At 66.0% G+C, this 25,864-nt stretch carries 25 protein-coding genes, 1 tRNA gene, 1 other RNA gene and 1 pseudogene; 19 read left to right on the forward strand and 9 right to left on the reverse strand.

The features are described from left to right. The first annotated feature begins 88 nt into the window (after nucleotides 1–88). Together smpB and AC1M2K_RS11470 are read left to right on the forward strand one after the other, a co-directional pair. Nucleotides 89–565 (forward strand): SsrA-binding protein SmpB, encoded by a 477-nt coding sequence (gene smpB, locus AC1M2K_RS11465; RefSeq protein WP_480236979.1) that lies wholly within the window; start codon nucleotides 89–91, stop codon nucleotides 563–565. Continuing rightward, a complete protein-coding gene (locus AC1M2K_RS11470; protein ID WP_480241075.1) occupies nucleotides 562–1,296 on the forward strand; it encodes a tyrosine-protein phosphatase in 735 nt (244 codons plus the stop codon). The genes smpB and AC1M2K_RS11470 overlap by 4 nt, the downstream gene beginning before the upstream one ends. Before the next feature lie 9 nt (nucleotides 1,297–1,305). Here AC1M2K_RS11470 and AC1M2K_RS11475 read toward each other — a convergent pair whose 3' ends face one another. Beyond that, on the reverse strand, nucleotides 1,306–1,989 hold the full coding sequence (locus AC1M2K_RS11475; protein ID WP_480241076.1) for an SIMPL domain-containing protein: 684 nt from the start codon (nucleotides 1,987–1,989) through the stop codon (nucleotides 1,306–1,308). Between the two features lie 180 nt (nucleotides 1,990–2,169). On the opposite strand from AC1M2K_RS11475, the gene ssrA reads away from it, so the two are divergent. Together ssrA and AC1M2K_RS11485 are read left to right on the forward strand one after the other, a co-directional pair. Beyond that, nucleotides 2,170–2,545: a transfer-messenger RNA gene (ssrA, locus tag AC1M2K_RS11480) on the forward strand. Between the two features lie 97 nt (nucleotides 2,546–2,642). Beyond that, nucleotides 2,643–2,930 carry a hypothetical protein gene (locus AC1M2K_RS11485; protein ID WP_480236976.1) on the forward strand — a complete coding sequence of 96 codons (288 nt, stop codon included), beginning with the start codon at nucleotides 2,643–2,645 and terminating at the stop codon, nucleotides 2,928–2,930. A 26-nt stretch (nucleotides 2,931–2,956) separates the two neighbouring features. Here the strand turns inward: AC1M2K_RS11485 and AC1M2K_RS11490 are convergent, their stop codons facing one another. Then, on the reverse strand, nucleotides 2,957–4,147 hold the full coding sequence (locus tag AC1M2K_RS11490; RefSeq protein WP_480241077.1) for an MFS transporter: 1,191 nt from the start codon (nucleotides 4,145–4,147) through the stop codon (nucleotides 2,957–2,959). A 143-nt stretch (nucleotides 4,148–4,290) separates the two neighbouring features. Between AC1M2K_RS11490 and AC1M2K_RS11495 the strand changes: the two genes are divergently transcribed. Beyond that, complete coding sequence (locus AC1M2K_RS11495; RefSeq protein WP_480241078.1) at nucleotides 4,291–4,749, forward strand: MarR family winged helix-turn-helix transcriptional regulator; 459 nt, start codon at nucleotides 4,291–4,293, stop codon at nucleotides 4,747–4,749. A 6-nt stretch (nucleotides 4,750–4,755) separates the two neighbouring features. Here the strand turns inward: AC1M2K_RS11495 and AC1M2K_RS11500 are convergent, their stop codons facing one another. Genes AC1M2K_RS11500 through AC1M2K_RS11510 form a run of 3 tightly spaced genes read right to left on the reverse strand, consistent with a single transcriptional unit; the run spans nucleotide 4,756 to nucleotide 7,118 of the window. Then, nucleotides 4,756–5,487, reverse strand: a complete 732-nt coding sequence (locus AC1M2K_RS11500; protein ID WP_480241079.1) for an alpha/beta hydrolase — start codon at nucleotides 5,485–5,487, stop codon at nucleotides 4,756–4,758. Between the two features lie 5 nt (nucleotides 5,488–5,492). After that, entirely contained in the window at nucleotides 5,493–6,266 is a 774-nt protein-coding gene (locus AC1M2K_RS11505) for a lysophospholipid acyltransferase family protein (RefSeq protein ID WP_480241080.1), read from the reverse strand. Between the two features lie 30 nt (nucleotides 6,267–6,296). After that, complete coding sequence (locus AC1M2K_RS11510) at nucleotides 6,297–7,118, reverse strand: inositol monophosphatase family protein (protein ID WP_480236971.1); 822 nt, start codon at nucleotides 7,116–7,118, stop codon at nucleotides 6,297–6,299. Nucleotides 7,119–7,241: 123 nt separating this feature from the next. Between AC1M2K_RS11510 and AC1M2K_RS11515 the strand changes: the two genes are divergently transcribed. The 8 genes from AC1M2K_RS11515 to AC1M2K_RS11550 all read left to right on the forward strand — a co-directional run bounded on the left by AC1M2K_RS11515 (nucleotide 7,242) and on the right by AC1M2K_RS11550 (nucleotide 14,960). Next, nucleotides 7,242–7,317 (forward strand) — tRNA-Lys (locus AC1M2K_RS11515). A gap of 150 nt (nucleotides 7,318–7,467) precedes the next feature. Next, the gene (locus tag AC1M2K_RS11520) at nucleotides 7,468–7,707 is read left to right on the forward strand and encodes a PLD nuclease N-terminal domain-containing protein (protein WP_480241081.1); all 240 of its coding nucleotides are present in this window, start codon (nucleotides 7,468–7,470) and stop codon (nucleotides 7,705–7,707) included. 158 nt (nucleotides 7,708–7,865) lie between these two features. Continuing rightward, nucleotides 7,866–9,338 (forward strand): cardiolipin synthase, encoded by a 1,473-nt coding sequence (gene cls, locus AC1M2K_RS11525; protein WP_480241082.1) that lies wholly within the window; start codon nucleotides 7,866–7,868, stop codon nucleotides 9,336–9,338. A 64-nt stretch (nucleotides 9,339–9,402) separates the two neighbouring features. Beyond that, nucleotides 9,403–10,155, forward strand: a complete 753-nt coding sequence (locus AC1M2K_RS11530) for an ArsR/SmtB family transcription factor (RefSeq protein WP_480241083.1) — start codon at nucleotides 9,403–9,405, stop codon at nucleotides 10,153–10,155. Nucleotides 10,156–10,201: 46 nt separating this feature from the next. After that, nucleotides 10,202–11,587, forward strand: a complete 1,386-nt coding sequence (locus AC1M2K_RS11535) for a glucose-6-phosphate dehydrogenase (RefSeq protein WP_480241084.1) — start codon at nucleotides 10,202–10,204, stop codon at nucleotides 11,585–11,587. Nucleotides 11,588–11,679: 92 nt separating this feature from the next. After that, the gene (locus tag AC1M2K_RS11540) at nucleotides 11,680–12,849 is read left to right on the forward strand and encodes a cytidylyltransferase domain-containing protein (RefSeq protein ID WP_480241085.1); all 1,170 of its coding nucleotides are present in this window, start codon (nucleotides 11,680–11,682) and stop codon (nucleotides 12,847–12,849) included. Further along, nucleotides 12,846–13,718, forward strand: a complete 873-nt coding sequence (locus AC1M2K_RS11545) for an N-acetylneuraminate synthase family protein (protein WP_480241086.1) — start codon at nucleotides 12,846–12,848, stop codon at nucleotides 13,716–13,718. The genes AC1M2K_RS11540 and AC1M2K_RS11545 overlap by 4 nt, the downstream gene beginning before the upstream one ends. Beyond that, nucleotides 13,719–14,960, forward strand: a complete 1,242-nt coding sequence (locus tag AC1M2K_RS11550) for a DUF6716 putative glycosyltransferase (protein WP_480241087.1) — start codon at nucleotides 13,719–13,721, stop codon at nucleotides 14,958–14,960. A gap of 19 nt (nucleotides 14,961–14,979) precedes the next feature. Here the strand turns inward: AC1M2K_RS11550 and AC1M2K_RS11555 are convergent, their stop codons facing one another. From AC1M2K_RS11555 to AC1M2K_RS11565, 3 genes are all read right to left on the reverse strand, one after another. Continuing rightward, a complete protein-coding gene (locus AC1M2K_RS11555; protein WP_480241088.1) occupies nucleotides 14,980–15,534 on the reverse strand; it encodes a hypothetical protein in 555 nt (184 codons plus the stop codon). Nucleotides 15,535–15,665: 131 nt separating this feature from the next. Next, nucleotides 15,666–15,899, reverse strand: a complete 234-nt coding sequence (locus AC1M2K_RS11560) for a hypothetical protein (protein WP_480236962.1) — start codon at nucleotides 15,897–15,899, stop codon at nucleotides 15,666–15,668. A 63-nt stretch (nucleotides 15,900–15,962) separates the two neighbouring features. Continuing rightward, on the reverse strand, nucleotides 15,963–16,805 hold the full coding sequence (locus AC1M2K_RS11565) for a sugar phosphate isomerase/epimerase family protein (protein WP_480241089.1): 843 nt from the start codon (nucleotides 16,803–16,805) through the stop codon (nucleotides 15,963–15,965). Between the two features lie 136 nt (nucleotides 16,806–16,941). Here AC1M2K_RS11565 and AC1M2K_RS11570 point away from each other — a divergent pair, with 136 nt between their 5' ends. The 6 genes and pseudogenes from AC1M2K_RS11570 to ilvC form a co-directional block, all read left to right on the forward strand. Then, nucleotides 16,942–18,453: an alpha,alpha-trehalose-phosphate synthase (UDP-forming) gene (locus tag AC1M2K_RS11570; protein ID WP_480237361.1), complete on the forward strand. Its 1,512-nt coding sequence runs from the start codon at nucleotides 16,942–16,944 to the stop codon at nucleotides 18,451–18,453. Next, nucleotides 18,450–19,232: a trehalose-phosphatase gene (otsB, locus tag AC1M2K_RS11575; RefSeq protein ID WP_480241090.1), complete on the forward strand. Its 783-nt coding sequence runs from the start codon at nucleotides 18,450–18,452 to the stop codon at nucleotides 19,230–19,232. The genes AC1M2K_RS11570 and otsB overlap by 4 nt, the downstream gene beginning before the upstream one ends. Before the next feature lie 35 nt (nucleotides 19,233–19,267). Continuing rightward, nucleotides 19,268–20,962 carry a dihydroxy-acid dehydratase gene (gene ilvD, locus AC1M2K_RS11580; protein WP_480241091.1) on the forward strand — a complete coding sequence of 565 codons (1,695 nt, stop codon included), beginning with the start codon at nucleotides 19,268–19,270 and terminating at the stop codon, nucleotides 20,960–20,962. Between the two features lie 47 nt (nucleotides 20,963–21,009). Continuing rightward, nucleotides 21,010–22,818 carry an acetolactate synthase large subunit gene (locus AC1M2K_RS11585; RefSeq protein WP_480241092.1) on the forward strand — a complete coding sequence of 603 codons (1,809 nt, stop codon included), beginning with the start codon at nucleotides 21,010–21,012 and terminating at the stop codon, nucleotides 22,816–22,818. Nucleotides 22,819–22,821: 3 nt separating this feature from the next. Next, the gene (ilvN, locus tag AC1M2K_RS11590) at nucleotides 22,822–23,331 is read left to right on the forward strand and encodes an acetolactate synthase small subunit (protein WP_480241093.1); all 510 of its coding nucleotides are present in this window, start codon (nucleotides 22,822–22,824) and stop codon (nucleotides 23,329–23,331) included. A 55-nt stretch (nucleotides 23,332–23,386) separates the two neighbouring features. Continuing rightward, a pseudogene (ilvC, locus tag AC1M2K_RS11595) lies at nucleotides 23,387–24,427 on the forward strand (ketol-acid reductoisomerase); the annotation flags it as partial. Nucleotides 24,428–24,565: 138 nt separating this feature from the next. Here ilvC and AC1M2K_RS11600 read toward each other — a convergent pair. Then, nucleotides 24,566–25,864 carry an alpha-L-fucosidase gene (locus AC1M2K_RS11600; protein ID WP_480241094.1) on the reverse strand — a complete coding sequence of 433 codons (1,299 nt, stop codon included), beginning with the start codon at nucleotides 25,862–25,864 and terminating at the stop codon, nucleotides 24,566–24,568.

Consider the following 25,864-nt stretch of genomic DNA (forward strand, 5'->3'; position numbering starts at 1 on the left):
TCGTGTTGTTAGACTGATGGGCTGTCGCGCGACCGGTGCGGCAAGCATCCAGCGGCACCCCGCCGCGCATCGACTGTCGGAGTGAACCGTGCCCAGAGAACGTGGTCAAAATGTCGTGGCCACCAATCGCAAAGCGCGCCACGACTACCTGATTGAAGACACCTTTGAGGCGGGTCTCGTCCTCACAGGAACCGAGGTGAAGTCGCTGCGCGCCGGCCGGGCATCTCTCGTCGACGGGTACGCGTTCATCGAGGGTGGGGAAGCCTGGCTCGATGCCGTGCACATCCCTGAGTACTCCGGCGGCAACTGGAACAACCACCCGCCGAGGCGCAAGCGCAAGCTGCTGCTGCACAAGGCCCAGATCCTCAAGATCAGTCACAAGGTCGCTCCTGGCGGGTACACGATCATCCCGCTGCAGCTGTACTTCAGCGACGGCAAGGCGAAGGTCGAGATCGCCATCGCCAAGGGCAAGCGCGAGTACGACAAGCGCCAGACGCTGCGCGAGCGCGAAGCGACCCGTGAAGCTGCGCGGGCGATCTCTGCGAAGAACCACCTGGGCGAATGACGACTTCACGCCGGATCGCCGTGAACGGCACGTACAACCTGCGCGACGTCGGCGGGTTCCCGGCGGTGGACGGCCACGTGAGATCCGGACGGTTGCTCCGCTCAGACGGCCTGTACCGGCTCGGACCGGACGGCAAACGCCACCTGCGTGAACTCGGAGTCGGGGTCGTCGTCGACCTGCGGGACGACTTCGAGGCCCAGATCATGCCGGACGATCTCGACGGGCTGGATGTGACAGTGGTCCGGCTCCCGGTGTTCGAGGGGTCTGGCGCGTCGCAGGGGAGCGCGGCGGTGAGCCTCCCTGTGCTGTACACAAAGATCGTCACCCAGCACGCGGGCGTCGTCGTGCGGGCCCTGCGCGAAATCGCGAACGCGAGCACCGGAGTTCTCGTGCACTGCACCGCGGGCAAGGACCGCACCGGCATCGTCGTCGCGCTCGCGCTGCTCGCGGTCGGCGTGGACCGACGGCTCGTCGTCGACGACTACGCCAGGTCGGAGGCGAACCTCAGCGGCGAATGGCTCGAGGGGATGATCGAGCTCATCGTCGAACACGGGGGAGTCGAGACACCGGAACTTCGCGTGCTCATGGGCGGGAGCCCGGCGGAGGTGCTCGATGCCGTGCTCGACGAGATCGACGAGGAGTACGGGTCGGTTCGCCAATACCTGCTCCGCTCGGGGCTGAGCATGCACGACCTCGAGCTGCTGCACGCCTCCCTGGTCGATCGCGCCTGACCGCGCGGGTCAGCTCGGGGCGTCTCCCCGTGCCGTGCACCTCAAGTGGACCTCGACGTCCACGCGGACCGGAGCCGGGGTGAAGTCCACAGGCGCCCCTGCTGCCATCGCGAACATCCGTGCATCCTCCTGGCGCCCGAACGGCTGGGCGAAGACCGTCGGCTCGGAGAGTTCGAGCGGAGCCACCGTGCTGAGACCGAGCGACGCCGCGTAGACGGATGCCTTGTCGAGCGCGTGCGCGACGGCATCCCGTTGTGCGCGTGCCTCGAGCTCGCGCCGCGTGAGGTCCGTCACCGTCCAGGCGATCCCGCCCACGGTGACACCGTCGCGGTTCGCGGTCTCTTCCAGCCACAGACTCAGCTGGACGACGTCGACGAAGGTTGCGGATACTGTGGCGCGGGAGTGGTGGACGAGGGGGAGCTGGATGCCTTCGTTGCTCCATGGACGGTCGGCCCAGACCTGCACGTCGTCGCTTGTCCACTCGACGAGAGGTCCGTCGACGCTGTCGTGCAGACGTGTGATCGAGTCGATGCACTCGGCCAGCGCGCGGGTGGACCGCGCGCGGACGTCGGTTCGTTCCGCCCCATCGAACCCGATGGTCAGACCAACGGTCGCCCGTTCTGCGCCTGTCTCGGCGAACGCGACGCCGCGCACGGAAATGACGACCCCACCGGCCTCGGATTTCTCAGTCATGCAGCGACACTACAGGCCGCGGCCGGTGCTGCCCAGAGCGCTCGGCCTCACCCGTTCTGGCAGAGCGCCCCGGGAACGCGTATACTGAAAAGCTGGGCCGAAAGGCACCAGAAGAAGCCGGTTCATCCGGTTTGGCAATTTCACAGCGCGTGACAGCAACTCACTCCACGGAGTGTGCATGGGGATGATCGGTTTCGACATTGCCTGCGCAACTGTGAGAAGCGGGTCGAGGATCCAGGGTTATCTCGTTAACGATCTCTGGAAAACAATAAGTGCCAATTCAAAGCGCACTGACTTCGCCCTCGCTGCCTAAGCGAGCGCACTAAAGAAGTCCGTCAGGCCGGAAATGCTCTCTACCCGGACCCTGGCGCCATTTAGAGAGATTGCTTCTACGTTTCGTCTCAGGGCGTAGAGGGACTCAAACTGGGGCTGGGCTCGTCGGATTAGGTGCCAGTGGCAAATTCCGGAGCCGAGTAGAACGCCTGCACTGGATACACCCGTAGAAGGCACACGACCACAGCAGTGGACCGGGGTTCAATTCCCCGCATCTCCACCATCTGTTGCCGTCACGCGATGTTGAACGCCGAAAGGCCGCCCACTGGGCGGCCTTTTTGCGTGCCGGCGCTTCCGGCGATCCGTGGTTAGCTGGGACCATGGCGGACTGCGAACGGCTCGAGCTCACCCTGCGAAAACCCCGCATCGGCTGGTTCCCCAAGCCAACCGTCGTGTTCAACGGCCGCGGCCAGCCCGCCCAGTGGGGGACTGGCACCTGGCAGGTCTCGGCGGATGGTCCCACAGAGGTGACCGTGTTCCTGTTCAACCGGCTGTGGCGGTTCGGCGCGGCCGAGATCACCATCGCAGCCGGGTCTCCTGCTCCGCTCGTGTACGTGCCTCCGCTGCTGCCGTTCGGGCCGGGCCGGCTGGCATCCGCCCCACGCTGACTCTCGCGGAGCGACGCCGAAAGATGTCAGTGCTGCAGGACCGGCGGCGCGAACGTCTCTGAGGTGCGTGACGTCGTGCGTTTCGCCGTCACCGCCGCGACGATCATCACGAGGAGTGCGACGACGGTGAGCGCCGTCCCTGCCCAGATCGACGACGTGTAGCCGAGGCCGGCAGAGATCGTCAGTCCACCCAGCCAGGCGCCGAGAGCATTCCCGAGGTTGAACGCCCCGATGTTGGCGCTCGAGGCGAGGGTCGGTGCGTTGCTGGCGTACCGCATGACCCGCATCTGCAGCCCGGGAACCGTCGCGAAGCCGAATCCGCCCATGAACAGCAGCGACACGATGGTGACCACCGGGTTCTGCGCCGTCAGCGCGAAGACCGCGAGGACGACGACCAGGCCCGCGAGGATGACGATGAGTGTCCGGTCCACGGCACGGTCAGCGGCCTTGCCGCCGAGCACGTTCCCGAGGAAGAGCCCGACTCCGAACAGGACGAGAAGCCACGGCACGGCGCCGGCGGGGAACCCGCTCACCTCGGTGAGCGTGAACGCGATGTAGGTGAACGCGCCGAACATACCGCCGAACCCGAAGACGGTGACGAGGATCGACAGCCACACCTGGCCGGACCGGAATGCGCCCAGTTCACTCCTGAGGCTTGTCGATCCATGGGAGCGAACGTTCGGAACGAGGGTCACCAGACCGATGAGGGCGACGATCCCGATGGCGGTGATGGCCCAGAACGTCGAACGCCAGCCGAAGGTCTGCCCGAGGAACGTGCCGAACGGGACGCCGAGCACATTCGCGGCGGTCAGGCCGGTGAACATGATCGCGATGGCGCCCGCCTGCTTGTTCTTCTCGACCATGCTCGCCGCGACGACCGATCCGATTCCGAAGAAGGCCCCGTGGCAGAGGGCCGCGACGATCCGCCCGATCATCATGCTCGGGTAGTCGGAGGCGAGGGCCGAGAGCAGGTTCCCGGCGATGAACAGGACCATCAGGCCGACGAGCACGTGTTTGCGGGGGAAGCGGGTCACGGCGGCGGTGAGGAAAAGCGCGCCGACGACCACGCTGAGCGCGTAGCCAGTGATCAGCCAGCCAGCCGCCGCTTCGGTGACCTGGAAGTCTCGTGCCACGTCGGGCAAAAGCCCCATGATGACGAACTCCGTGAGTCCGATCCCGAATCCGCCGATGGCGAGGGCGATGAGGCCGATGGGCATGAGGATGTGTCTCCCGATCTGTACTTACGCTTGAATGACGCGTACGCTGTTATTTGCAGGCGCGGGATAAATCATTGCATACGCAACTAACCAGCGCAAGCAACTAATTGTGTTGCAGGTCGGAGCGAATCGATGGAGGGTCCATGAGTATCGAAGACGATGCCGTAGAGGTGCGGACGCAGGGATGGCGAACGCTCGCTGCGCTGCACGGTCTCGTCGAGGCCGAACTCGAACGCGCGTTGCAGTCGGCAGTGTCACTGTCGGCCGTGGAGTACACCGTGCTCGACGCGCTCAGCCGCCAGCAGGGCTGGCACATGCGGATGCAGCAACTGGCCCGCGCGACCGCGCTCAGCCCGAGTGCGACGACTCGGCTCGTGAACCGGCTCGAAGACCGGAACCTGCTCACCCGCATCCTCTGCGCCGACGACCGGCGTGGAATCTATACCGAGCTCACGCCCCCGGGCGCCTACCTGCTCTCACAGGCCCGACCCGTCTACAACGAGGCGCTGGAACGCGCGCTCAGCGAGGCATCCGCGCTCCCGGAGCTGGCGCCACTCGTCGACGCCCTGCCCGGTCTCCTGCGGTCACCCCAGCCCGCCTGATCTTCGTCAGTCGGTGGGGGAGTCGGCCCACGCGCGGAACTCGTCTGCGATGAGCTGCCGGACGTCCGAATCGTCTGCGGTGGATTCGCCGTCGCCCGGCTGGACGCCGTAGTCACCGAAGTCCGCATGGTTCGCGCCGGGGATGTCGATGGTGACGGCGTCGTCGGGCAGGTTGCCTGCCGCGCCTTCGACCTTCTCGGGGGTGCTGAGGCCGTCGTTCTCGCCGACGAAACTCAACACTGGCAGTCCACTTCCCGACAGGTCGGACGAGCAGTAGCTGCCGAAAAGCACGACGCCGGCGGTGTCGCCGCCCTCAGCGTACTGGCAGGCTTTCACTCCGCCGAGGGAGTGGCCGCCCACGAACCAGCGCTCGACACCTGGGGCTGCCGACGTGAACGCATCGAGCGGGCGCAGGTCGGCGATGGCGAGGTTCAGGGTCGGTTTGGTGATGACGACGGTCGCTCCGTCTTCGACGATTCCTGAGAGCTTGTACATATAGGCGTACGGGTCGACCTTCGCGCCTGGCACGAAGACCAGGCCGGTCGCCGACGCGTTGTCGCTCGGTTCCATCACGATCGCCGCATCGGTCGACGTGATCGCGATCGCGTCGTTCCGCCAGGCCTCGAGGGCGGCGTCACGATCGCCGGCCATGACCGAGTGCGCCCAGACCAGGCCGATCACGACGAGGAGCAGCACGACGGCGAGAACCCAGAGCATCACCGTGCGCAGACGTCGCACGCCGCTCACCTGGATTCGGCCTCGGCGGCCTTGCGTCGCTGACGCTCGGCTTCGACCACTGCGGCCTCCTCCGGTGTCGGAGCGGTTCCGCCGAGGTGGGCGGGCTGCCACCATGCGCCGGCACCATCGTCCGGGTAGCTCGACTGAGCCTCATCGAGCAGTGCCTGCATGGTTCGGCGCAAGGTGTCCGTCAACTCTCGGACGTCGCCTGACGCATCGACGGCGAGCGGCGACCCGACGGCGAATCGGATCGGGACACCGTGCGCTTCGCTGAGCGATGGCTTGTGTCCCTTGGTGAGCAGACGGTGGCCGCCCCAGACCGCGATGGGAATGACCGGCACCCCGGCTTCGGCGGCCATCCTGATCGTTCCGGTCTTCAGTTCGCGCACGGTGAAGGATGTGTTGACGCCTGCCTCGGGGAAGACACCGAGCATCTCGCCGGACTCGAGTGCCGCGATGGCTTGCGAATATGCCGCGGCCCCTGATTTCATGTCGACGGAGATGTGCCGCATCCCACGCAGGAGCCAGCCGACAACCGGCTTGTCGAACGCACCCTTCTTGGCGAGGAAGCGGATGCGCCGCCGATTGCGATGCCAGACCATCCATTCGGTCAGAGCGAAGTCCATGTATCCGAAGTGTGTGATGGCCAGCACGGCGCCGCCCGTTGCGGGAAGGTGCTCGGCTCCGGTGACGACGGGCTTCAGCCGGAGGCCACCGAAGAGCAGCCGTCCCGCTGCGATGGCGGTCGTGTAGACGGGTTCCCTGGTTCGCGCGCTCATACCGAAAGCGTAGAGGGAACGACGGGGAATCTAGCTGTCCTGAGCGAGGATGGCGGGACCGTGGCCAATGGTGCTAAGCACCTGGTCGTGCAGGATGCCATTGCTCGCGAGGGAACTGCGGCCCGCGATCGTGTCGCGACCGTCGATCGACGTGAACCGGCCGCCGGCCTCGCGGACGAGGATCACGAAAGGAGCGATGTCGTACTCCTTCACGTCGAACTCGCCGACGATGTCGATGAGTCCTTCCGCGAGCATCCCGTACGACCACATGTCGCCGAAGGCGCGGTCTCGCCAGACCGACCGGGACAGGCCGATCAGCTGGTCGAGGTAACCGGCCTCATCCCACTGCGCGATGCTCTGGAAGCTGAGCGATGCATCCTCCAGTTTCTCGACGCCGGAGACGTGCAGGCGCCTGGGCTCCTGACCGTCCTCGGCGAGCCATGCGCCGGAACCCTCAGCGGCCCACCACCGCTTGCGGAACGCCGGTGCGCTCGCGACCCCGACGACAGGAGTGCCGTCGACGGCGAGGCTGATGAGCGTCGCCCAGTTGGGAACGCCCCTGAGGAAGTTCGCGGTGCCGTCGATCGGGTCGAGGATCCACTGGCGTTCCGTCGAACCCTCCGTGCCGTATTCCTCGCCGAGAATGCCGTCGTCAGGGCGTTCGGCGGCCAGGACGTCGCGCAGTGCGCGCTCCACCGCCAGGTCCGCATCCGTCACGTGCGTGGCATCCGGTTTCGTTGAAATCTCCAGGGTCGCTGAGCGGAACCGGTCGAACGAGATCGCGTCAGCGACGTCAGCCAGTCGGCGGGCCAGGTCGAGATCGTCGGCAAGGGAGGGGAGAGGCGCAGTCATGCTCCCACGATAGTGCTGCGGGTATCGACGGGTCCTCGTCGCGAGCCCCGCTCGATTGGCGAACGACAGGGATCGCATGCTAAGGTTTTCCACGGTTCACCGCGCAGTCGGTGGGTCGAAAACGCACCTCTAGCTCAATCGGCAGAGCAACTGACTCTTAATCAGTGGGTTCCGAGTTCAAGTCTCGGGGGGTGCACCATCCAGCCCCGGTCGTAGACTCGACCGGGGCTTTTTCATGCCGTTCGAGCGCTGGACTCGGCCGAAGATGGTTCGACCGGTTGTGCCACGGGGCGGATGCCGGGAGTCTGGGAGACGACACACCGCATTCCCGAGAACAGGAGCATCGATCGTGACGAAGAACTCGAAGTCGAAGCAGCTGAAGTGGACCGAGATGAGCACCGGACGGAAGGCTGTCGTCCTCGTGATCGGGACGGTGCAGCTCGCGCTGGCCGCAGTCGCGTGGAGGGATCTCGCCACCCGTCCCGCCGATCAAGTCAATGGTCCGAAGGGCATGTGGACCGTGATCATCGCGGTGAACTGGATCGGCCCGATCGCCTACTTCGTCAAGGGACGCCGCGAGGGTCTCTGAGGCGCGGGTCAGGCGTCGGCCCGACCCTCACCCCATCCGTGTGATCCACAGGATCCGGCCCGGGACTAGTGTGCCGACATCGGCGCAGGCGAGCCGTGCCGGGCGAGGATCACAGGGAGCGATCAGATGGGCGATCAGTCAGTGTCCGGGGTCCGTCGGTGAACGGGCAGTGGGCCGCCATTCTCGGCGGCATTCTCGTGCTCGCTGACTTCGCCATCCGGGTGGCGGCGCTCATCATCGTGCCCAGAGAGCGCAAGCCGACGGCGGCGATGGCCTGGCTGCTCGCGATCTTCCTGATCCCGTTCATCGGGATCCTCTTCTTCCTGCTGATCGGCAATTCCAAACTGCCCAAAGCGCGCCGCGACAAGCAGAGGGAGATCGACGGCATCATCCGGGCGAAGGCCGAGGGCGTCGATCTTGCTCCTGACCGCCATACGTGGCCCGAGTGGTTCACCACTCTCACGACACAGAACGAGGAACTCGGGGCACTGCCTCCGCTCGGCGGCAACACAGCAACACTTCTCGGGGACTATCAGGGGTCGATCGACGCCATGTCCGCCGAGATCGACACCGCAACCCGCTTCGTGCACGTGGAGTTCTACATCGTGTCGTTCGACTCGACGACGACGGGCTTCTTCGCAGCCCTCGAACGCGCCGTCCAACGGGGTGTCAGGGTGCGCCTGCTGGCGGACTACGTCGCGTCTAGGCGGGTCGCAGGAAATGACGAGACGTTCGCCGAACTCGACCGCATCGGCGTGACCTGGAGCTACATGCTTCCGGTCCGGCCGCTCAAGGGGCAGTACCAGCGACCGGACCTGCGCAATCACCGCAAACTCGTCGTCGTCGACGGACTGGTGGGCTTCATGGGCTCGCAGAACCTGATCGATCGCAGCTACAACTCGCCGAAGAACCTGAAGCGTGGCCTGCAGTGGCAGGAACTGATGACGAGAGTCTCCGGCCCTGTGGTCGCCGCCATCAACGCCGTCTTCCGTTCCGACTGGTACCTCGAAACCGATGAACTGCTCGGCGACGACGACCACCTCGCCGCCGTCGACGTGCCCGCAGACACGTCGACGGATGCCCTGGTCTGCCAGGTGGTGCCGAGCGGGCCGGGCTATGACGGCGAGAACAACCTCAGGCTGTTCCTCACGCTGGTGACGTCCGCGCAGCGCAAGGTGATCATCACGAGCCCGTACTTCGTGCCGGATGAGGCGATGATGTACGCGATCACCTCGGCGTGCCAGCGCGGGCTGGACGTGCAGCTCTTCGTCTCGGAGATCGGCGACCAGGGTTCGGTGTGGCACGCCCAGCGTTCCTACTACGGCAGTCTCCTCCGTGCAGGCGTCGGGATCTGGCTGTACCCGGGCCCGTACATCCTGCACTCGAAGCACCTGTCGGTCGACGATGACGTCGCCGTGATCGGCTCGAGCAACATGGACATCCGTTCGTTCGCCCTCAACTCGGAGGGGTCGCTCCTGGTGCGCGGCGCGTCGTTCGTCTCCCAGATGCGTGCCGTCGAGCAGGGCTACCGCGACGCCGGTCGGCAGCTCACCCTGGAGGAATGGCAGAAGGAACCGGCGTCGGCCACGTTCCTCGACGGGGTGGCGCGTCTCACCTCCGCGTTGCAGTAACCAGAGCCGACCGGATTCATCACCACCCTTGACATGTGACCAAATGGTCACATAACCTCGATCCATGGATGAGATCTTCAAGGCGCTGGCCGACCCGACTCGGCGTGCGTTGCTCGACGAGCTCTTCCGTGAGGACGGCCAGACCCTGGGCGCGCTCGAGGCTCGATTCGACATCACCAGATTCGGTGTGATGAAGCACCTCAAACAGCTCGAGGAAGCCGGACTCGTTGTGACGAGGCGCGACGGGCGGGAGAAACTTCACTTCCTGAACGCCGTGCCCATTCAGCTCGTCCACGACCGTTGGGTGAGCAAATACGCAGAGAACTGGACCGCTGGACTCAGCGGCCTGAAAAGCGAACTGGAAGAGACCATGGAGAAGATTTTCGAGATCTACATCAAGACGACCCCCGACCGCCTCTGGGAGGCGATCGTCGACAACGACATCCGGAGCAAGTATCAGTTCGGCAACCGCATCGTCACTGACTGGGCGCCCGGATCGCACTACGAGATGACGAACGGGAACGCGTCTGCGCCGCTTGGGGAGGGCGAGATCCTCGAGTTCGACCCTCCCATGCGCCTGGTTCAGAGCATGGTCGCTCTCTGGGGCGACGATGTGAAGAGCGAGGGCACATCGCGTGTGACGTGGGAGATCGAGCAGGTCGAGGACTCCTGCCGTCTCACGGTCACGCACGACCAGTTGCGGGAAGGCGCCAACGATCAGCTCTACGGGGGCTGGCCGATGATCCTGTCCGGACTGAAGACCTGGCTCGAGTCGGGGCAGCTCCTCACCACACCCGGGTCGCTGATGTACACCTGAGGCGAGCACAACGGTGCAGGGCGCGCCACTGGCGTATGGTCGGACCATGACGCAGCCCTCGACGACCCTGTTCCTGCTCGGAGGGGGAGGAGACCTCTCCTCGCGGCTCCTCCTCCCTGCCCTCGGCCAGCTCCTGACCCACCAGCCGGATCGGCGGGTTCACCTCGTCGGAGTCGGCGTCGACGAGCTGACGGATGCCGCCTGGCGCGAGATCGTCAGGGCATCGTTCGCGACGGTCGACGGGGCAGGACCCGCTGTCGACGCGCTCCTCGGGGACACGGTGTTCCGTCACGCCGACGTCACGGATCCGTCCGCCCTCGAGCCGCTCCTCGCGGAATCCGAGGGCAACCCGGTCCTCTACTTCGCCCTGCCCCCTGCCGTCACGGTCAAGGCGTGCGCGGCGCTGCTGGAGGTCCGGCTTCCCGAAGGCACTCTACTGGCGCTGGAGAAGCCCTTCGGCACCGATCGTGACAGTGCCGCTGCGCTGAACCGGCTGCTGGCGCGCCTGGTTCCTGAAGAACAGATCCACAGGGTCGATCACTTCCTCGGCCGGGCCACCGTGTTCAACTTGCTCGGACTACGATTCGCCAACCGCATCTTCGAGCCCCTCTGGAACGCCGAGCACATCGAACGTGTCGACATCGTCTACGACGAGCAACTGGGACTCGAGGGACGCGCCGGCTATTACGACAAAGCCGGTGCGCTCATCGACATGATCCAGAGCCACCTGCTGCAGGTGCTGGCCGTGTTCGCGATGGAGCCGCCGGCGTCACTGGATGCCGCCGATCTCCGCGACGCCAAGGGACTCGTGCTGCGCGCGACACGTCCGTGGGACGATGACCCGATCGGCGCAGGGCGGCGTGCCCGCTACACCGCAGGGACGGTCGACGACCGGGTCTATCCGTCCTACGCCGACGAGAAGGGAGTGGACCCGGCCCTCGAGACCGAGACACTCGCCGAAGTCACCTTCCACGTCGCCACATGGAGATGGGCTGGAGTTCCGTTCACGTTGCGGTCGGGCAAAGGGCTCGGGGAGCGGCGTCGCGAGATCGTCGTCACGTTCAAACCGGCCAACCAGGTCCCGGCGGGATTCCGCGGGAGCACAGAGCCCACCGTGCTCCGGCTGTTCCTCGCCCCAGACGAGATGTCGCTGTCGATCAATATCAACGGACCGGACGACCCACACGAACTGGAGCGGATGACGTTCGCCGCTGACTTCGGCCCGGGCCAGCTGAACGCATACGGTGAGGTCCTCGAGGGGATCCTCGACGACGACCCCTCTCTGTCCGTTCGCGGAGACACCGCAGAGGAATGCTGGCGGATCGTGGAATCCGTACTCGCCGCCTGGCGCTCGGGCGAGGTGCCGCTCGAGGAGTATCCCGCCGGGTCGACCGGCCCGGACGGCTGGAAGCCGATCGGCGAGGCGGTGTAGCCGAACGGTGCGCCCCGATCCGTCGCCGATCGTTCACCCGATCGTCAGGGCGCGGCCATCTTTGCGGGGGAGAGCCTTCCTAGCCTGAGGAAATGAGCTCAAGACCCAGGACCACGGTCGTCGCCGTCATCCCCGCGCGCGGTGGTTCCCGGGGCGTCCCCGGCAAGAACATCAGGCGGGTCGGCGGCGTGCCGCTGATCGGCCGCGCGATCGCTTCTGCCCGGTCGGCCACGCTCATCGACTCGGTGTTCGTGTCGACGGACGCTCCGGAGATCGCTGAGGTCGCGGCCGCATACGGCGCGCATGTCATCGAACGACCCGCCGAGCTCGCCACCGATGAGGCGTCGAGCGAGAGCGCGCTGCTCCACGCGCTCCAGGAACTGGAGAACGACGGCATCCACGCTGACATCCTCGTGTTCATCCAGGCGACGTCGCCGTTTCTCGAGCCTGACGACCTCGATGACGCCATCGAACGGGTCACGCTCGGCGAGTGCGACGTCGTCTTTTCCGCCGCCGAATCGCATGCGTTCCTCTGGCGGGAGAGCCCGACCGGGGCGGCTGCCGTCAACCACGACGCGTCGACCCGCCCGCGCAGGCAGGACCGTGATCCCCAGTTCCTGGAAACGGGCGGGTTCTACGTGCTCAGGACTGAGGGCTTCAAACGGTCCGGCCACCGGTTCTTCGGCCGGATCGGCATGGGCATCGTCTCACCGTCATCAGCTCTTGAGATCGACACGGAAGCCGACCTCGCGTCCGCTGTGCTTTCCGCTGAAGGCCGTACTGGGCGTCGTATCGATGTGGATGCCGTCGTCACGGATTTCGACGGTGTGCACACCGACAACCGAGTCCACGTCGCTCAGGACGGCACCGAATCGATCGCAGCGCATCGCGGTGACGGGCTCGGTGTCTCGCTCCTCAAAGCCGCAGGCGTGCCCGTTCTCATCCTGTCCACAGAGACCAACCCGGTCGTCGCCGCCCGCGCAGCGAAGCTCACGGTCGATGTGCGCGACGGCGTGGAAGACAAGGCGTCCGCCCTGCGCGGCTGGGCGTCGAGCAAGGGCATTCCGCTGACCCGGATCGCCTACCTCGGCAACGACGTCAACGACCTCGAATGCCTGCGTCTCGTCGGCTGGCCCGTCGTGGTGGCAGACGCACACCGGGACGTCATCCCGGCCGCACGCCTGATTCTCTCCCGCGGCGGCGGTGACGGCGCCGTCCGCGAACTCGCCGATCTCGTACTCACCGAAAGGACGCAGCCATGACGCTGACCATTGGAACCCACACCGTCGGCCCCGGCCACCCTGTCTATGTGATCGGTGAAATCGGGCTGAACCACAACGGAGACGTCGCCCTGGCGAAGGAACTCATCGACGTGGCCGCAGACGCGGGAGCGCAGGCGGTGAAATTCCAGAAACGGACACCGGCGATCTCGACCCCCGAACACATGAAGAGCGTCCTGCGGAGCACACCGTGGGGTGAGATGACCTACCTCGACTACCGTTACCGGGTGGAGTTCGACCGGGAGCAGTACATCGAGATCGGCGACCACGCCACCCTCCGCGGCCTGGACTGGTTCGCCTCCCCGTGGGACGAACCCAGTGTCGATTTCCTCGAGGACCTGAACGTCGCCGCATACAAGGTGGCATCGGCATCCGTCACGGACGAAGGGCTGCTCCGTCGCATCGGAGAGACCGGCAGGCCCGTGATCCTGTCTACGGGGATGTCGACACTCGACCAGGTGGACAGGGCCGTGTCCCTGTTCGATCCGGAGCGCCTCTCGATCCTCCACGCGACGTCGACGTACCCGCTCCCGCCTGAGGAAGCGAACCTTCGGATGATCCCCACCCTCGCCGACCGGTTCCCCGGCATCCCAATCGGATACTCGGGGCACGAACGCGGCCTGCAGATCTCCATCGCCGCTGTTGCCCTCGGGGCCTGCGTCGTTGAGAGGCACATCACCCTGGACAGGGCGATGTGGGGCTCCGACCACGCGGCCTCGCTCGAACCGCACGGTTTCGCCACTCTCGTCCGGGACATCCGTGTGCTCGAGGAGGCACTCGGCGACGGGGTGAAACGCGTGTACCCGGGTGAGCTCGCACCGCTGGCCAAGCTCCGCCGCGTCAGCGCGTAGGTGGGACGGCGTGTCGTCGGCATCGCCGATTCGGATTCGTTCGTCAAATGGGGAGCGAGCCTTCTCGACTCGTTGCCTGACGACTGGGAACTGACACTCGTCGTCGTCGCGAGCGCGCTCACCGCGAGCCCGCGGCAGGTGGCGGATGCCGTTGCCCACACGCGGTTCGGGAAGGGCGGAACCCGCTTCCTCACGGTCGCCGAGCTTCTCGCCGACTCCGAGGTCTCGCGTGCGGATGCCGTGCTGGTCGCGTGCAGGGGGCCGGTCGCCGAGGTCATCCTCCATGCCCTGGCCCGCAGGGGCCCCGAGCGCCCAGTGCTCGTGAGCGGACTCCCGGGGATCTCGATCCCTGCCAAGTGGAAGGGCATCTTCTACAGGGCACAGGCAGACCTGTTCGTGCTGCACAGCCATCGCGAGGTGGCCGCATACGACGAACTCGCTCGGGAACACGACACTCCGGTCGAGTTCGTGCTCGCTACGCTTCCGTTTGCCAGGGCCGCGAGCTCAGCGCCGAAGCCCGATCGCCCCAGGGACAGCATCATCTTCGCCGCGCAGGCCATCGTTCCTCGCGAGCGTCCAGACCGCCTACGGCTGGTCGGGCAACTGTGCGAGCTGGCGCACAGGCACCCCGACCTGCGAGTCGTTCTCAAGGTCCGCGCACTCCTGGGCGAGGAGCAGACCCATGCCGAGTCGTATCCGCTTCCTGACCTGCTGCCGGCGGACGCTCCACCGAATCTCATCGTCGAGGCCGGGCCGATGCGTGGCCACCTGCGCCGCGCCGCCGGTTTCGCGTCGGTGAGTTCCACCGCCGTCCTCGAAGCGGCAGCCCTCGGGGTGCCGAGTATCCTGCTGGACGACTTCGGGGTCGGAGCGGAGACGATCACCGAGGTCTTCGTGGGAAGCGGGCTACTCGCGCCGTCCGACGACCTTCTGAACCTGCGATTCCCGCAGCTCGAACCGGGCTGGCTGGCGCAGAACTACTTCCACGCCGTCGAGGACAACACGTTCCAGGGCCGGCTCTCCGACCTGATGGCCGATCGCGATAACCGCAGACTGGTCGTCCGTAGGCCGGCGCGACGCAGCAGGGGAGGAGCGCTCAGGCGTGCGTGGGATCGCCGCCACGCACTGGGGCGTCACGATCCGTCAGCGCTCGGACTCGTTGCTCTGGTCATCGGCTGGCCGATGTTCGTCATCCGCCGCAGACGACGGGCATTGGTCGCCGCGAAGGCGGCCGAGGCCTGAGGTCGACCGACAGGCGCGCTCAGGACGCGCGAGTGCCGTTCCAGCGCCTTCTGAAGGATCCGGATGGCGTGACCATCCCGGCGTCCACGTGCGACGGGTCGTGGCGCTGCGGGTCCGCCCAGACAGCCACGGTGTTCAGCTCGAACATCACGTGCTCGAGGACCTCGCGGTCCTCTGCCTGAGCGGGCTCTGCAACCGCCGGCGCGCCGCTGAAGGCCGAGTCGAGGTCGGTGAGACCGGATGCCGCTGACGGGACGGTCTGGACGGTGATGGTCGGCACGACGTCGGCGGCAGTGGCTGCGGCCTGCTCGGCGGGCGCAGCGACCGGGGTCGCGACGATGGCGGACGTGATCTCACGGGCCAGCGAGAACGCAGCCATTTCGTGGAAGAACGTGTCGGTGTCTGAGTCGCTGCGGCGGACGAGCGTCCAGTCTCCACCGGCTCCCAGATGCTGGTCGAGTCGGCTGCGGATCTTCTCGAAGAGTTGCTCTTCGGAGAGTTCTACACCCGGGATCGGGACCGGCGCCGGAGGGGCGACGATGACCGGTGCGCGGTGACGACGGCGACCAAACATGTCCGGTGCTCCCTGCTACTGACTGTGGTGATGTCTACAGTGTCGCCGAGTGGCCATGAAACGGGGCGTTGACACGCCGGATCACGGCGGGAAACCTCCTGAGTGGAGGGTATTTCCGGCCGCGCGGTCGATCAAACTTTTCCGGCTGCCCTGCGCTTCAGTTTGCTCTCGCCGCCCTCCGCCTCGACCTTGTCCTGGTCGGCCCGCTCCGATACCTGGGCGAACGCGTTCGCCACGGTGACGAGCCAGCCGAGCCACAGAAGCGCCAGCCGCCAGTCACGCGGGGCCGACTTGCTTGTCCGGATCAGGGTGACGGCGCCGAAAAAGGCACTGATGACCGTGAAGTTCAGGATGTATTTGCGCATCTGGGTGCACCTCCAAGGTTCTCAACGCTATCGGCATTCGCCGGAGGAGTCACGGTCGACGCGTCAGCGCCCGAGCAATGCGTCGAGAGAACGGCGGCGGAACGCGCGGAGATGATCCGGCCCCGGGCGGTGGTGCCCGAGGTGCCTGCGGGCGAACTCGAGGGTCTCGTGCAGTGCGAGATGGCGCTCGATGTCCGACTTCGCCTTGCGGATGTTCACCTCAGCGACGACCGAACCGCTCCAGCCGGAAGCGCCGAGGAGTTCCAGAACGCGGGCAACCGGCTGGGTGCCGTGCCCTGGGAGGCTGTGCTCGTCGAAGACCCGGCCCTCATCGATCGAACCGGAACCGTCGCACAGGTGCACGTGGCGGAGCCTGGGGCCGAGCCTCGTGGCCAGGTCGAAAGCATCCTGGCCGGACAGGGCCGCGTGCGAGAAGTCGAGGGTGACGTCGTCGCAGTCGAGTTCGACGGCATCCCAGCCGGGGGAGTACGCCTTCATGGTGCGCCCGCGGACCTGCCAGGGGAACATGTTCTCGACGGCGATCCGGACGCCAGAGTCTTGCCGGATCGTGCGGACGTGGTCGAGGAAGCCGTCCGCGTACTCCTTCTGCCAGCGGAACGGCGGATGGACGACGACGGTGTCCGCCCCGACATCCCTCGCCAGCTCAGCCGACTTCTGCAGCTTCACCAGGGGATCCGTTCCCCAGACGAAGTGGGTGAGAAGCAGAACCGGTGCATGGATCGAGAGGATAGGCATCCGGTAGGCCTCACTCAGCGCTTTCAATGCGCTCGCTTCCTGGGTGACGTCGTCGTTCGTGACCATCACCTCGACGCCGTCGTAGCCGGCCTCCTCGGCGAACTCGAACGCCCGCTCCGTTCCGAGCGGGTACACGCACGATGTGCTCATTCCGATCCTGATCACGCCATTAGCCTAGGATCTGCGCCTGAACACGGGGTGTCCATTCTGCAACCACTGGTAACCTGTGAGGCCACCGGACAGTCGCCGACAGGCGGTGTCCGAACAGGGGCCGAGGGGGAAACACATCATCGAGACGACATCCAGCGCAGACGAGACATACGACTTCGTCGTCGTCGCCAACCGGCTCCCGGTCGACAGCGTCACTGGCCCGGACGGGAGCTCCGGATGGCGGATGTCGCCCGGCGGACTCGTGGCGGCGCTCGAGCCCCTGATGAAGGCGTCGGACGGCGCATGGGTCGGCTGGCCGGGAGCACCGGACGTGCACCTGGATCCGTTCGAGCACGAGGGCATCCGCATGGTGCCGATCGCGCTCAACACCGAAGAGATCGAGAACTACTACGAGGGTTTCTCGAACGACACCCTCTGGCCGCTCTACCACGACGTCATCGCGCAGCCCGGCTACCACCGGGAATGGTGGGAGGCGTACGTGGCCGTCAACCGTCGATTCGCAGATACGGCAGCGAGGATCTCGGACTTCGGCGCCACCGTCTGGGTGCACGACTACCAGCTCCAGCTCGTGCCCGGGATGCTCCGTGAGGCACGCCCCGACCTCACCATCGGCTTCTTCAACCACATCCCGTTCCCCGCGTACGGCATCTTCTCGCAGCTGCCGTGGCGGCAGCAGATCATTTCCGGCCTGCTCGGCGCCGATGTCATCGGCTTCCAGCGTGTCGCCGATGCCGGGAACTTCGCCCGCGCCGTCCGCCGGCTGTTCGGCTACGACACCAAGGGCACCCGGATCTGGGTGCCGGTCGGCGACTCGTCTGACGAGAGCACCGGCGACCGCTCCCACACGAGCGGCGCGCCTGTCCGCCGGGTCATCGCCAGGGCGTTCCCGATCTCGATCGACGCCGAGAGCTACGTCGAACTCGCCCAGCGCCCGGAGGTCAAGGCCAGGGCGGCCCAGATTCGTGAGGAACTCGGCAACCCGAAGACCATCATGCTCGGCGTCGACCGCCTCGACTACACCAAGGGCATCGGCCACCGGCTGAAGGCGTTCGGCGAACTCCTCGCCGAGAAGCGACTGGCCGTCGAGGACGTGACACTGGTCCAGGTCGCCAGCCCGAGCCGTGAACGTGTCGCCAGTTACATGCAGCTCCGTGACGAGATCGAACTCACGGTCGGGCGGATCAACGGCGACTACGGCTCGATCGGCCACACAGCCATCAACTACCTCCACCAGGGTTATCCGCGCGAGGAGATGGTCGCGCTGTACCTCGCCGCCGACATCATGCTCGTCACAGCGCTCCGCGACGGGATGAACCTCGTGGCCAAGGAGTATGTGGCGACCCGCGCCGACCTCGGTGGTGTGCTCATCCTCAGCGAATTCGCCGGGGCATCCGACGACCTTCGCCAGGCGCTGCTGATCAACCCGCACGACATCGACGGTGTGAAGGATTCCATCATCAGGGCAATCGACATGCCGGAGACAGAGCGACGACGGCGGATGAGGGCCATGCGCAAACGGGTCCTCGAGAACGACGTGGTGAAGTGGTCAAGGGTCTTCCTTGACGAACTCGCGCTCGCCTCGACGTCACACCCGGTCTCCCACGAGTACCCGGACCTGCGCAAGTGAGCGCCGTGGACCCGGCCCTCGACGCCGCGCTGGGGCGGCTGGCTGAAACCGAACACCTCCTCGTCGCTCTCGACTTCGACGGAACGCTGGCCCCTTTCGTCGACCACCCGGAGGATGCGCGTGCCCTGCCTGAGGCCCGACTCGCGGTCGAGCGGCTGCTCGAGGTCTCGCACACGACAGTCGCCTTCGTCTCCGGACGCGCGGTCGACAGTCTGCAGCGAGCGTCGGAGGCGCCGGCCGGAGTACTCCTCGTCGGTTCGCACGGTGCCGAGTACAGGTTCGACGGCGTCGACGCGCATCCGCCTCTCGACGCTGAGGACACCGAGAGGGTCGCCGCCCTCGTGCAGGCGTTCACCGGGTTCACCCATGACCACCCCGGAACGCGGATCGAACGCAAGCCGGCCGGGTTCGCCGTCCACACGCGTGGCGTCGGCTCCGACGCCGCGTTCACCGCCGAGGATGCCGCGCGCAGAATCGTCGCAGACGTCTACCCGGATGCGACGATCCGCGACGGCAAGGACGTACTCGAATTCTCCGTGCTGTCTGCCACAAAGGGAGACGCGATCCTGCACTTGCGCGACTACACCGGCGCCACGGCCGTGCTCTACGCCGGCGACGACGTCACCGACGAGGATGCCTTCAAGGTGCTCGGAGGCGAGGACCTCGCGCTCAAGAGCGGCGACGGTCCCACCGTTGCGCCGTTCCGGGTCGCCGAGCCGATCGAGGTCGCTGCCGTTCTCGAGCGCCTGGCCGTGCTGAGAGCCGCCACCGGCCGATGAAAGCCGGGGCATGTTCGAGGTTCTAGACTCGAACCATGTCAGAGATCGACCTGAAACCTCGCAGCCGAGCAGTCACAGACGGAATCGAAGCCACCACCTCACGCGGAATGCTCCGCGCGGTCGGGATGGGCGACGCGGACTGGGACAAGCCCCAGATCGGTATCGCGTCGAGCTGGAACGAGATCACCCCGTGCAACCTGTCGCTCGACCGGCTTGCGCAGGGTGCCAAGGAAGGCGTCCACTCCGGCGGGGGATACCCGCTGCAGTTCGGGACGATCTCCGTATCGGACGGCATCTCGATGGGCCACGAGGGCATGCACTTCTCCCTCGTCTCGCGTGAGGTCATCGCCGACTCCGTCGAAACAGTCGTCATGGCCGAACGCCTCGACGGCACCGTGCTGCTCGCCGGCTGCGACAAGTCGCTGCCTGGCATGCTCATGGCCGCTGCTCGCCTCGACCTTGCCAGCGTCTTCCTCTACGCCGGGTCGATCGCGCCCGGCTGGGTGAAGCTCAGCGACGGCACCGAGAAGGATGTCACTATCATCGACGCCTTCGAGGCGGTCGGCGCGTGCAAGGCCGGCACGATGAGCGAAGAAGACCTCAAGCGCATCGAATGCGCCATCGCGCCCGGCGAAGGTGCCTGCGGCGGCATGTACACGGCCAACACGATGGCCTCAGTGGCCGAAGCTCTCGGCATGAGCCTCCCGGGCTCCGCCTCGCCGCCCTCCGCCGACCGCCGCCGCGATTACTTCGCCCACCGCTCAGGTGAGGCCGTCGTCAACATGCTGCGTCTCGGGATCACCGCCCGCGACATTCTCACCAAGAAGGCGTTCGAGAATGCCATCGCCGTCGCGATGGCATTCGGCGGCTCCACCAACGTCGTGCTGCACCTGCTCGCGATCGCCCGTGAGGCCGACGTCGACCTCACCCTCGACGACTTCAACCGCATCGGCGACACCGTGCCGCACATCGGTGACCTCAAGCCGTTCGGCAAGTACGTGATGAACGACGTCGACCGCCACGGCGGTGTCCCCGTCGTGATGAAGGCCCTCCTCGACGCCGGCCTGCTCCACGGTGACGCTCTCACCGTGACAGGCAAGACGGTCGCCGAGAACCTCGCCGACCTCAACCCGATGCCGATCGACGGCGAGGTCATCCGGACCCTCGACAACCCGATCCACGCCACCGGCGGCATCACCGTGCTCCACGGGTCGTTCGCACCGGACGGAGCCGTCGTGAAGACGGCCGGCTTCGACGCCGACGTCTTCGAAGGACCAGCGCGCGTCTTCGAACGCGAACGTGCGGCGATGGACGCGCTCACCGACGGACAGATCTCCGCTGGAGACGTCATCATCATCCGCTACGAGGGCCCGAAGGGCGGCCCTGGCATGCGCGAGATGCTCGCCATCACCGCCGCCATCAAGGGCGCTGGCCTCGGAAAAGATGTACTACTATTGACGGACGGTCGATTCTCAGGCGGCACAACCGGCCTCTGCATCGGCCACATAGCACCCGAAGCAGTGGACGCTGGTCCCATTGCCTTCGTGCGCGATGGTGATCTGATACGGGTCGATATCGCAGCTCGGTCGCTCGACCTACTTGTCGACGAAGAAGAGCTGGCCGCCCGCCGCAACGGCTGGGCACCGCTTCCCCCGCGCTACACCCGTGGCGTCCTCGCAAAGTATTCCAAGCTCGTCCACTCCGCTGCGGAGGGCGCGATCACGGGATAGCTTCCGCGTTCAGTTCAGATCCAACCATCGACAAGGGAATCCATACGATGCCTGCGGAACCTCGCACCGCCATATCGCCCGCCGATCTCAAAGCCGCCCAAGACGGCCCCGAAACGCTCACCGGCGCACAAGCCGTCGTCCGGACACTCGAGCTTCTCGGTATCACTGACGTGTTCGGTCTTCCCGGTGGTGCGATCCTGCCGGTCTACGACCCGCTGATGGACACCTCCAAGATCCGTCACATCCTCGTCCGCCACGAACAGGGCGCAGGCCACGCGGCCGAGGGCTACGCGGCATCCTCCGGCAAGGTCGGTGTCGCCATCGCGACCTCCGGTCCCGGCGCGACCAACCTCGTGACGGCCATCATGGATGCGCACATGGACTCCGTCCCCGTGCTCGCCATCACCGGCCAGGTGTTCTCCAATCTCATGGGAACGGATGCCTTCCAGGAGGCGGACATCGTCGGCATCACCATGCCGATCACGAAGCACTCCTTCCTCGTGACCGATGCCGCAGACATCCCGGCCACCATCGCATCGGCGTACCACATCGCGTCGACCGGTCGGCCCGGGCCCGTGCTCGTCGACATCACGAAGGACGCACAGCAGCAGGAGGCGCCGTTCATCTGGCCGCCGAAGATCGACCTGCCCGGCTACCGTCCGGTGACGAAGGCTCACGGCAAGCAGATCCAGGCGGCGGCACAGCTGCTCGTCGAGGCCAAGAAACCGGTGCTGTATGTCGGCGGCGGCGTGATCCGCGCCAAGGCATCGGCCGAGCTCCTCGAGCTCGCCGAGCTCATCGGCGCCCCCGTCGTGACCACGCTGATGGCGCGCGGGGCATTCCCCGACTCGCACAAGCAGCACCTCGGCATGCCCGGCATGCACGGAACGGTTCCCGCTGTGCTCGCACTCCAGGAGTCGGACCTCATCGTGTCGCTCGGAGCCCGCTTCGACGACCGGGTCACCGGCAAGACCGCGCTGTTCGCACCCAACGCGAAGATCGTGCACGTCGACGTGGACCCGGCCGAGATCTCGAAGATCCGCACGGCTGACGTCCCGATCGTTGGCGACGCCAAGGATGTCATCATCGACCTGACCGCAGCACTCGGCACAGTACTGCGCGAATCGACGCCTGACACCGACGAGTGGTGGACCTACCTCAACGGACTCCGCGAGGAGTTCCCGCTCGGATACACCGAACCGACCGACGGGCTCCTCGCGCCGCAGTACGTGATCCAGCGGATCGGCGAACTGACCGGACCTGAAGGCATCTACGCGGCCGGAGTCGGCCAGCACCAGATGTGGGCCGCCCAGTTCATCAAGTACGAGCGCCCGAACGCCTGGCTCAACTCGGGCGGTGCAGGCACCATGGGTTACTCGGTTCCTGCCGCCATGGGGGCCAAGGTCGCCGAACCCGACCGCGTCGTGTGGTCGATCGACGGTGACGGATGCTTCCAGATGACGAACCAGGAACTCGCGACCTGTGCGATCAACAAGATCCCGATCAAGGTCGCCGTCATCAACAACTCGTCCCTCGGGATGGTCCGCCAGTGGCAGACGCTGTTCTACGACGGCCGGTACTCCAACACCGACCTGAACACCGGTCATGACACGATCAGGATCCCCGACTTCCTCAAGCTGGCCGACGCATACGGATGCCTCGGCATCCGCGTCACGAAGGCCGAAGAGGTCGACGCCGCGATCAAGCTCGCACTGGAGACCAATGATCGCCCCGTCGTCATCGACTTCGTGGTGAGCGCGGATGCCATGGTGTGGCCGATGGTGCCCCAGGGCGTCAGCAACAGCTACGTGCAGTACGCCAAAGAGCACAGCCCGTCGTTCGATGAGGAGGCCTAGACCATGAGCACCCACGTCCTGAGCCTGCTCGTCGAGAACAAGCCCGGTCTGCTCACCCGAGTCGCCGGCCTGTTCGCCCGTCGTGGCTTCAACATCGAGTCCCTCGCGGTCGGCACGAGCGAGATCCCCGGCCTGAGCCGGATCACCGTCGTTGTGACCGTCGAAGGTCTTCCGCTCGAACAGATCACCAAGCAGCTGAACAAGCTCATCAACGTGATCAAGATCGTCGAGCTCGACCCCGACCAGTCCGTCCAGCGTGAGCACCTGCTCATCAAGGTCCGCGTGGACAACACCACGCGGTCCCAGGTGCTCGAGGCAGTCAACCTGTTCCGCGCCCGCGTCGTCGACGTCGCAACGGATGCCGTCGTGATCGAGGTCACGGGAGACTCGGGAAAGACCAACGCGTTCCTCAAGGTGCTCGAGCCGTACGGCATCAAGGAGATGGCCCAGTCGGGCCTGCTCGCCATCGGCCGCGGCTCCAAGTCGATCACCGAGCGCGTTTTCAAGAACTAGCCGGGCATCCGCCGACACAGACGGCACAGCCCGAACCAACAACCTCAACAACAAGGAGAAACAACAATTGTCTGAGATTTTCTACGACGCAGATGCTGACCTCTCGCTCATCCAGGGGAAGAAGGTCGCGGTCGTCGGCTACGGCTCACAGGGCCACGCCCACGCACTAAACCTCCGTGACTCCGGTGTCGAGGTCGTCATCGGCCTCAAGGAGGGCTCCAACTCGATCGCGAAGGCCGAGGAGCAGGGCTTCACGGTGAAGACCGTCTCCGAGGCTGCTGCCTGGGCCGACGTCATCGTCATCCTCGCGCCCGACCAGTTCCAGCGCACGATCTACGCAGAGTCCATCAAGGACCAGCTTTCTGACGGCAAGGCCCTCGTCTTCGGCCACGGCTTCAACATCCGTTTCGGGTACATCGAGGCTCCTGAGGGCGTCGACGTCATCATGGTCGCCCCGAAGGGCCCTGGCCACACCGTTCGTCGCGAATACGAGGCAGGCCGTGGCGTTCCCGTCATCGTCGCCGTCGAAAAGGACGCGACAGGCAACGCCTGGCCGCTGACCCTCAGCTACGCGAAGGCAATCGGCGGACTCCGCGCCGGCGGCATCAAGACCACATTCACCGAAGAGACCGAGACCGACCTGTTCGGTGAGCAGGCTGTCCTCTGCGGTGGCACCTCGCAGCTCGTACAGTACGGCTTCGAGGTCCTCACCGAAGCCGGCTACCAGCCGCAGGTTGCCTACTTCGAGGTTCTTCACGAGCTCAAGCTCATCGTCGACCTCATGTGGGAGGGTGGCATCGCCAAGCAGCGCTGGAGCGTCTCAGACACTGCCGAGTACGGCGACTACGTCTCCGGCCCGCGGGTCATCGACCCCTCGGTCAAGGAGAACATGAAGGCCGTTCTCGCCGACATCCAGTCCGGCGCGTTCGCCAAGCGTTTCATCGACGACCAGGACGCAGGAGCACCCGAGTTCCTCGAGCTCCGCGCCAAGGGCGAGGCTCACCCGATCGAAGAGACCGGCCGCGAACTGCGCAAGCTCTTCGCGTGGAACGCGTCGAACGATGACGACTACACCGACGGTTCAGTCGCCCGCTAAGGTCCGACCGGCTTGAACAGAGAACGGCCCTCGCCTCAGGCGGGGGCCGTTCTCTGTTGTGTCGTTGTTCGAGATCGCAGTTGCGCACCCACAGCGGCCATTTCGAGCCCGTTTGAGTACGTAACTGCGATCTCGCCGTCACGCCTCGGTCAGGAAGACCTCGATCACCGGGACAGGGGTGTTCGGGGAACGCGCCGGCAGGTGCAGCGTCACCGTGTCTGACCCCAGACCGACGGGCTGCGTGTGCTGGTTCGGCTGGTCATGCTCGGGCAGGTGCACCTTGAATGGGATCTCGGATCCGTCCGCGAGCAGTTGCGCGTAGCGCACGCGACCGCCGAGCCCCGGCAGGTGGAGGTGCACGAACGGCCACGAGAACACGTGCACGTAGAGCCGGTCGCCGCGCTGGGTGTACCTGACGTCGGTCGGGGGCGTGAACTCGCTCGCGCCCGCACCGTAGATCGACCGGCTGTGCAGGCGGAACCAGTCGGCGAGGTCGCTCATCTGCTCGGTGGTCCGGTCGTCCAGTGACCCACGGGCATCCGGTCCGATGTTGAGCAGCATGTTGCCGTTCTTCGAGACGGTGTCGATGAGCATCTTGAGCAGGAGCTCGCTCGACTTGTCCGCGAGGTTGTCGCGGTCGTAGCCCCAGCTCCCGTTGATGGTCTGGCAGGCCTCCCAGCGGATCGGCGCGCCATCGTGGCCGGTCGGCGTGACGGCGGGCTGGTACTGCTCCGGCGTCGTGACGTCTCCGCCGATCTCCAGCCGGTCGTTGACAATGCAGCCCGGCTGGAGCTCCCGGATCATGTGCAGCAGTTCGTCGGACCCCCAGTCGGCCGCGCCCTTGCCCGGCAGCGAGCCGATGCCCTGCGAATAGCTGAAGTCGAAGAACAGGTAGTCGACCTGGCCGTAGCCGGTGAGCAGCTCCCTCACCTGCCCGTGCAGGTAGTCGCGGTACCGCGAGAAGTCGCGTTCACTGTTGCGCTCGATCTCGGCCGGATCGTTGCGGAGCGGGTGGATGCCGTCGACCGTGAAGTCCGGATGGTGCCAGTCGATGAGGGAGTGGTAGAACCCGATGCGCATGCCCTCGGAACGGAACGCCTCGACGAACTCGCGGACGAGATCCCGCCCGGCGGTCGTCTTCGGCGCCGAGTAATCGGTGAGCGCCGAATCCCAGAGGCAGAACCCGTCGTGATGTTTCGTGGTGAGGACGGCGTAGGTGAAACCCGCCTGTCGCGCCCGTCGCGCCCAGTCGCGTGCGTCAAAGAGGTCGGGGTCGAAGTGCTCGCTGTAGATCTCGTAGCGGTCGGGGTGGATGTATTCGCGGTTCTGCACCCATTCATGCCGCGCCGGGAGCGCGTACACGCCCCAGTGGATGAAGAGGCCGAACCGCCCGAGGTCGAACCAGGCGACGTCGGGCGAGGCTGGGGCGTTGTTCAT

The sequence above is a fragment of the Mycetocola sp. Y171 genome (genome assembly GCF_056713165.1).

Excerpts from the sequence above, each read along its gene's own strand:
- AC1M2K_RS11540 (WP_480241085.1), top strand. The coding sequence starts at position 11,680 with ATGAGCTCAAGACCCAGGACCACGGTCGTCGCCGTCATCCCCGCGCGC.
- AC1M2K_RS11470 (WP_480241075.1), top strand. The coding sequence starts at position 562 with ATGACGACTTCACGCCGGATCGCCGTGAACGGCACGTACAACCTGCGC.
- ilvN (WP_480241093.1), top strand. The coding sequence starts at position 22,822 with ATGAGCACCCACGTCCTGAGCCTGCTCGTCGAGAACAAGCCCGGTCTG.
- AC1M2K_RS11565 (WP_480241089.1), bottom strand. The coding sequence starts at position 16,805 with ATGAGCACATCGTGCGTGTACCCGCTCGGAACGGAGCGGGCGTTCGAG.
- AC1M2K_RS11475 (WP_480241076.1), bottom strand. The coding sequence starts at position 1,989 with ATGACTGAGAAATCCGAGGCCGGTGGGGTCGTCATTTCCGTGCGCGGC.
- AC1M2K_RS11490 (WP_480241077.1), bottom strand. The coding sequence starts at position 4,147 with ATGCCCATCGGCCTCATCGCCCTCGCCATCGGCGGATTCGGGATCGGA.
- AC1M2K_RS11545 (WP_480241086.1), top strand. The coding sequence starts at position 12,846 with ATGACGCTGACCATTGGAACCCACACCGTCGGCCCCGGCCACCCTGTC.
- AC1M2K_RS11535 (WP_480241084.1), top strand. The coding sequence starts at position 10,202 with ATGACGCAGCCCTCGACGACCCTGTTCCTGCTCGGAGGGGGAGGAGAC.
- AC1M2K_RS11600 (WP_480241094.1), bottom strand. The coding sequence starts at position 25,864 with ATGAACAACGCCCCAGCCTCGCCCGACGTCGCCTGGTTCGACCTCGGG.
- AC1M2K_RS11555 (WP_480241088.1), bottom strand. The coding sequence starts at position 15,534 with ATGTTTGGTCGCCGTCGTCACCGCGCACCGGTCATCGTCGCCCCTCCG.
- AC1M2K_RS11585 (WP_480241092.1), top strand. The coding sequence starts at position 21,010 with ATGCCTGCGGAACCTCGCACCGCCATATCGCCCGCCGATCTCAAAGCC.
- AC1M2K_RS11510 (WP_480236971.1), bottom strand. The coding sequence starts at position 7,118 with ATGACTGCGCCTCTCCCCTCCCTTGCCGACGATCTCGACCTGGCCCGC.
- AC1M2K_RS11560 (WP_480236962.1), bottom strand. The coding sequence starts at position 15,899 with ATGCGCAAATACATCCTGAACTTCACGGTCATCAGTGCCTTTTTCGGC.
- AC1M2K_RS11485 (WP_480236976.1), top strand. The coding sequence starts at position 2,643 with ATGGCGGACTGCGAACGGCTCGAGCTCACCCTGCGAAAACCCCGCATC.
- AC1M2K_RS11495 (WP_480241078.1), top strand. The coding sequence starts at position 4,291 with ATGAGTATCGAAGACGATGCCGTAGAGGTGCGGACGCAGGGATGGCGA.
- AC1M2K_RS11505 (WP_480241080.1), bottom strand. The coding sequence starts at position 6,266 with ATGAGCGCGCGAACCAGGGAACCCGTCTACACGACCGCCATCGCAGCG.
- AC1M2K_RS11530 (WP_480241083.1), top strand. The coding sequence starts at position 9,403 with ATGGATGAGATCTTCAAGGCGCTGGCCGACCCGACTCGGCGTGCGTTG.
- ilvD (WP_480241091.1), top strand. The coding sequence starts at position 19,268 with ATGTCAGAGATCGACCTGAAACCTCGCAGCCGAGCAGTCACAGACGGA.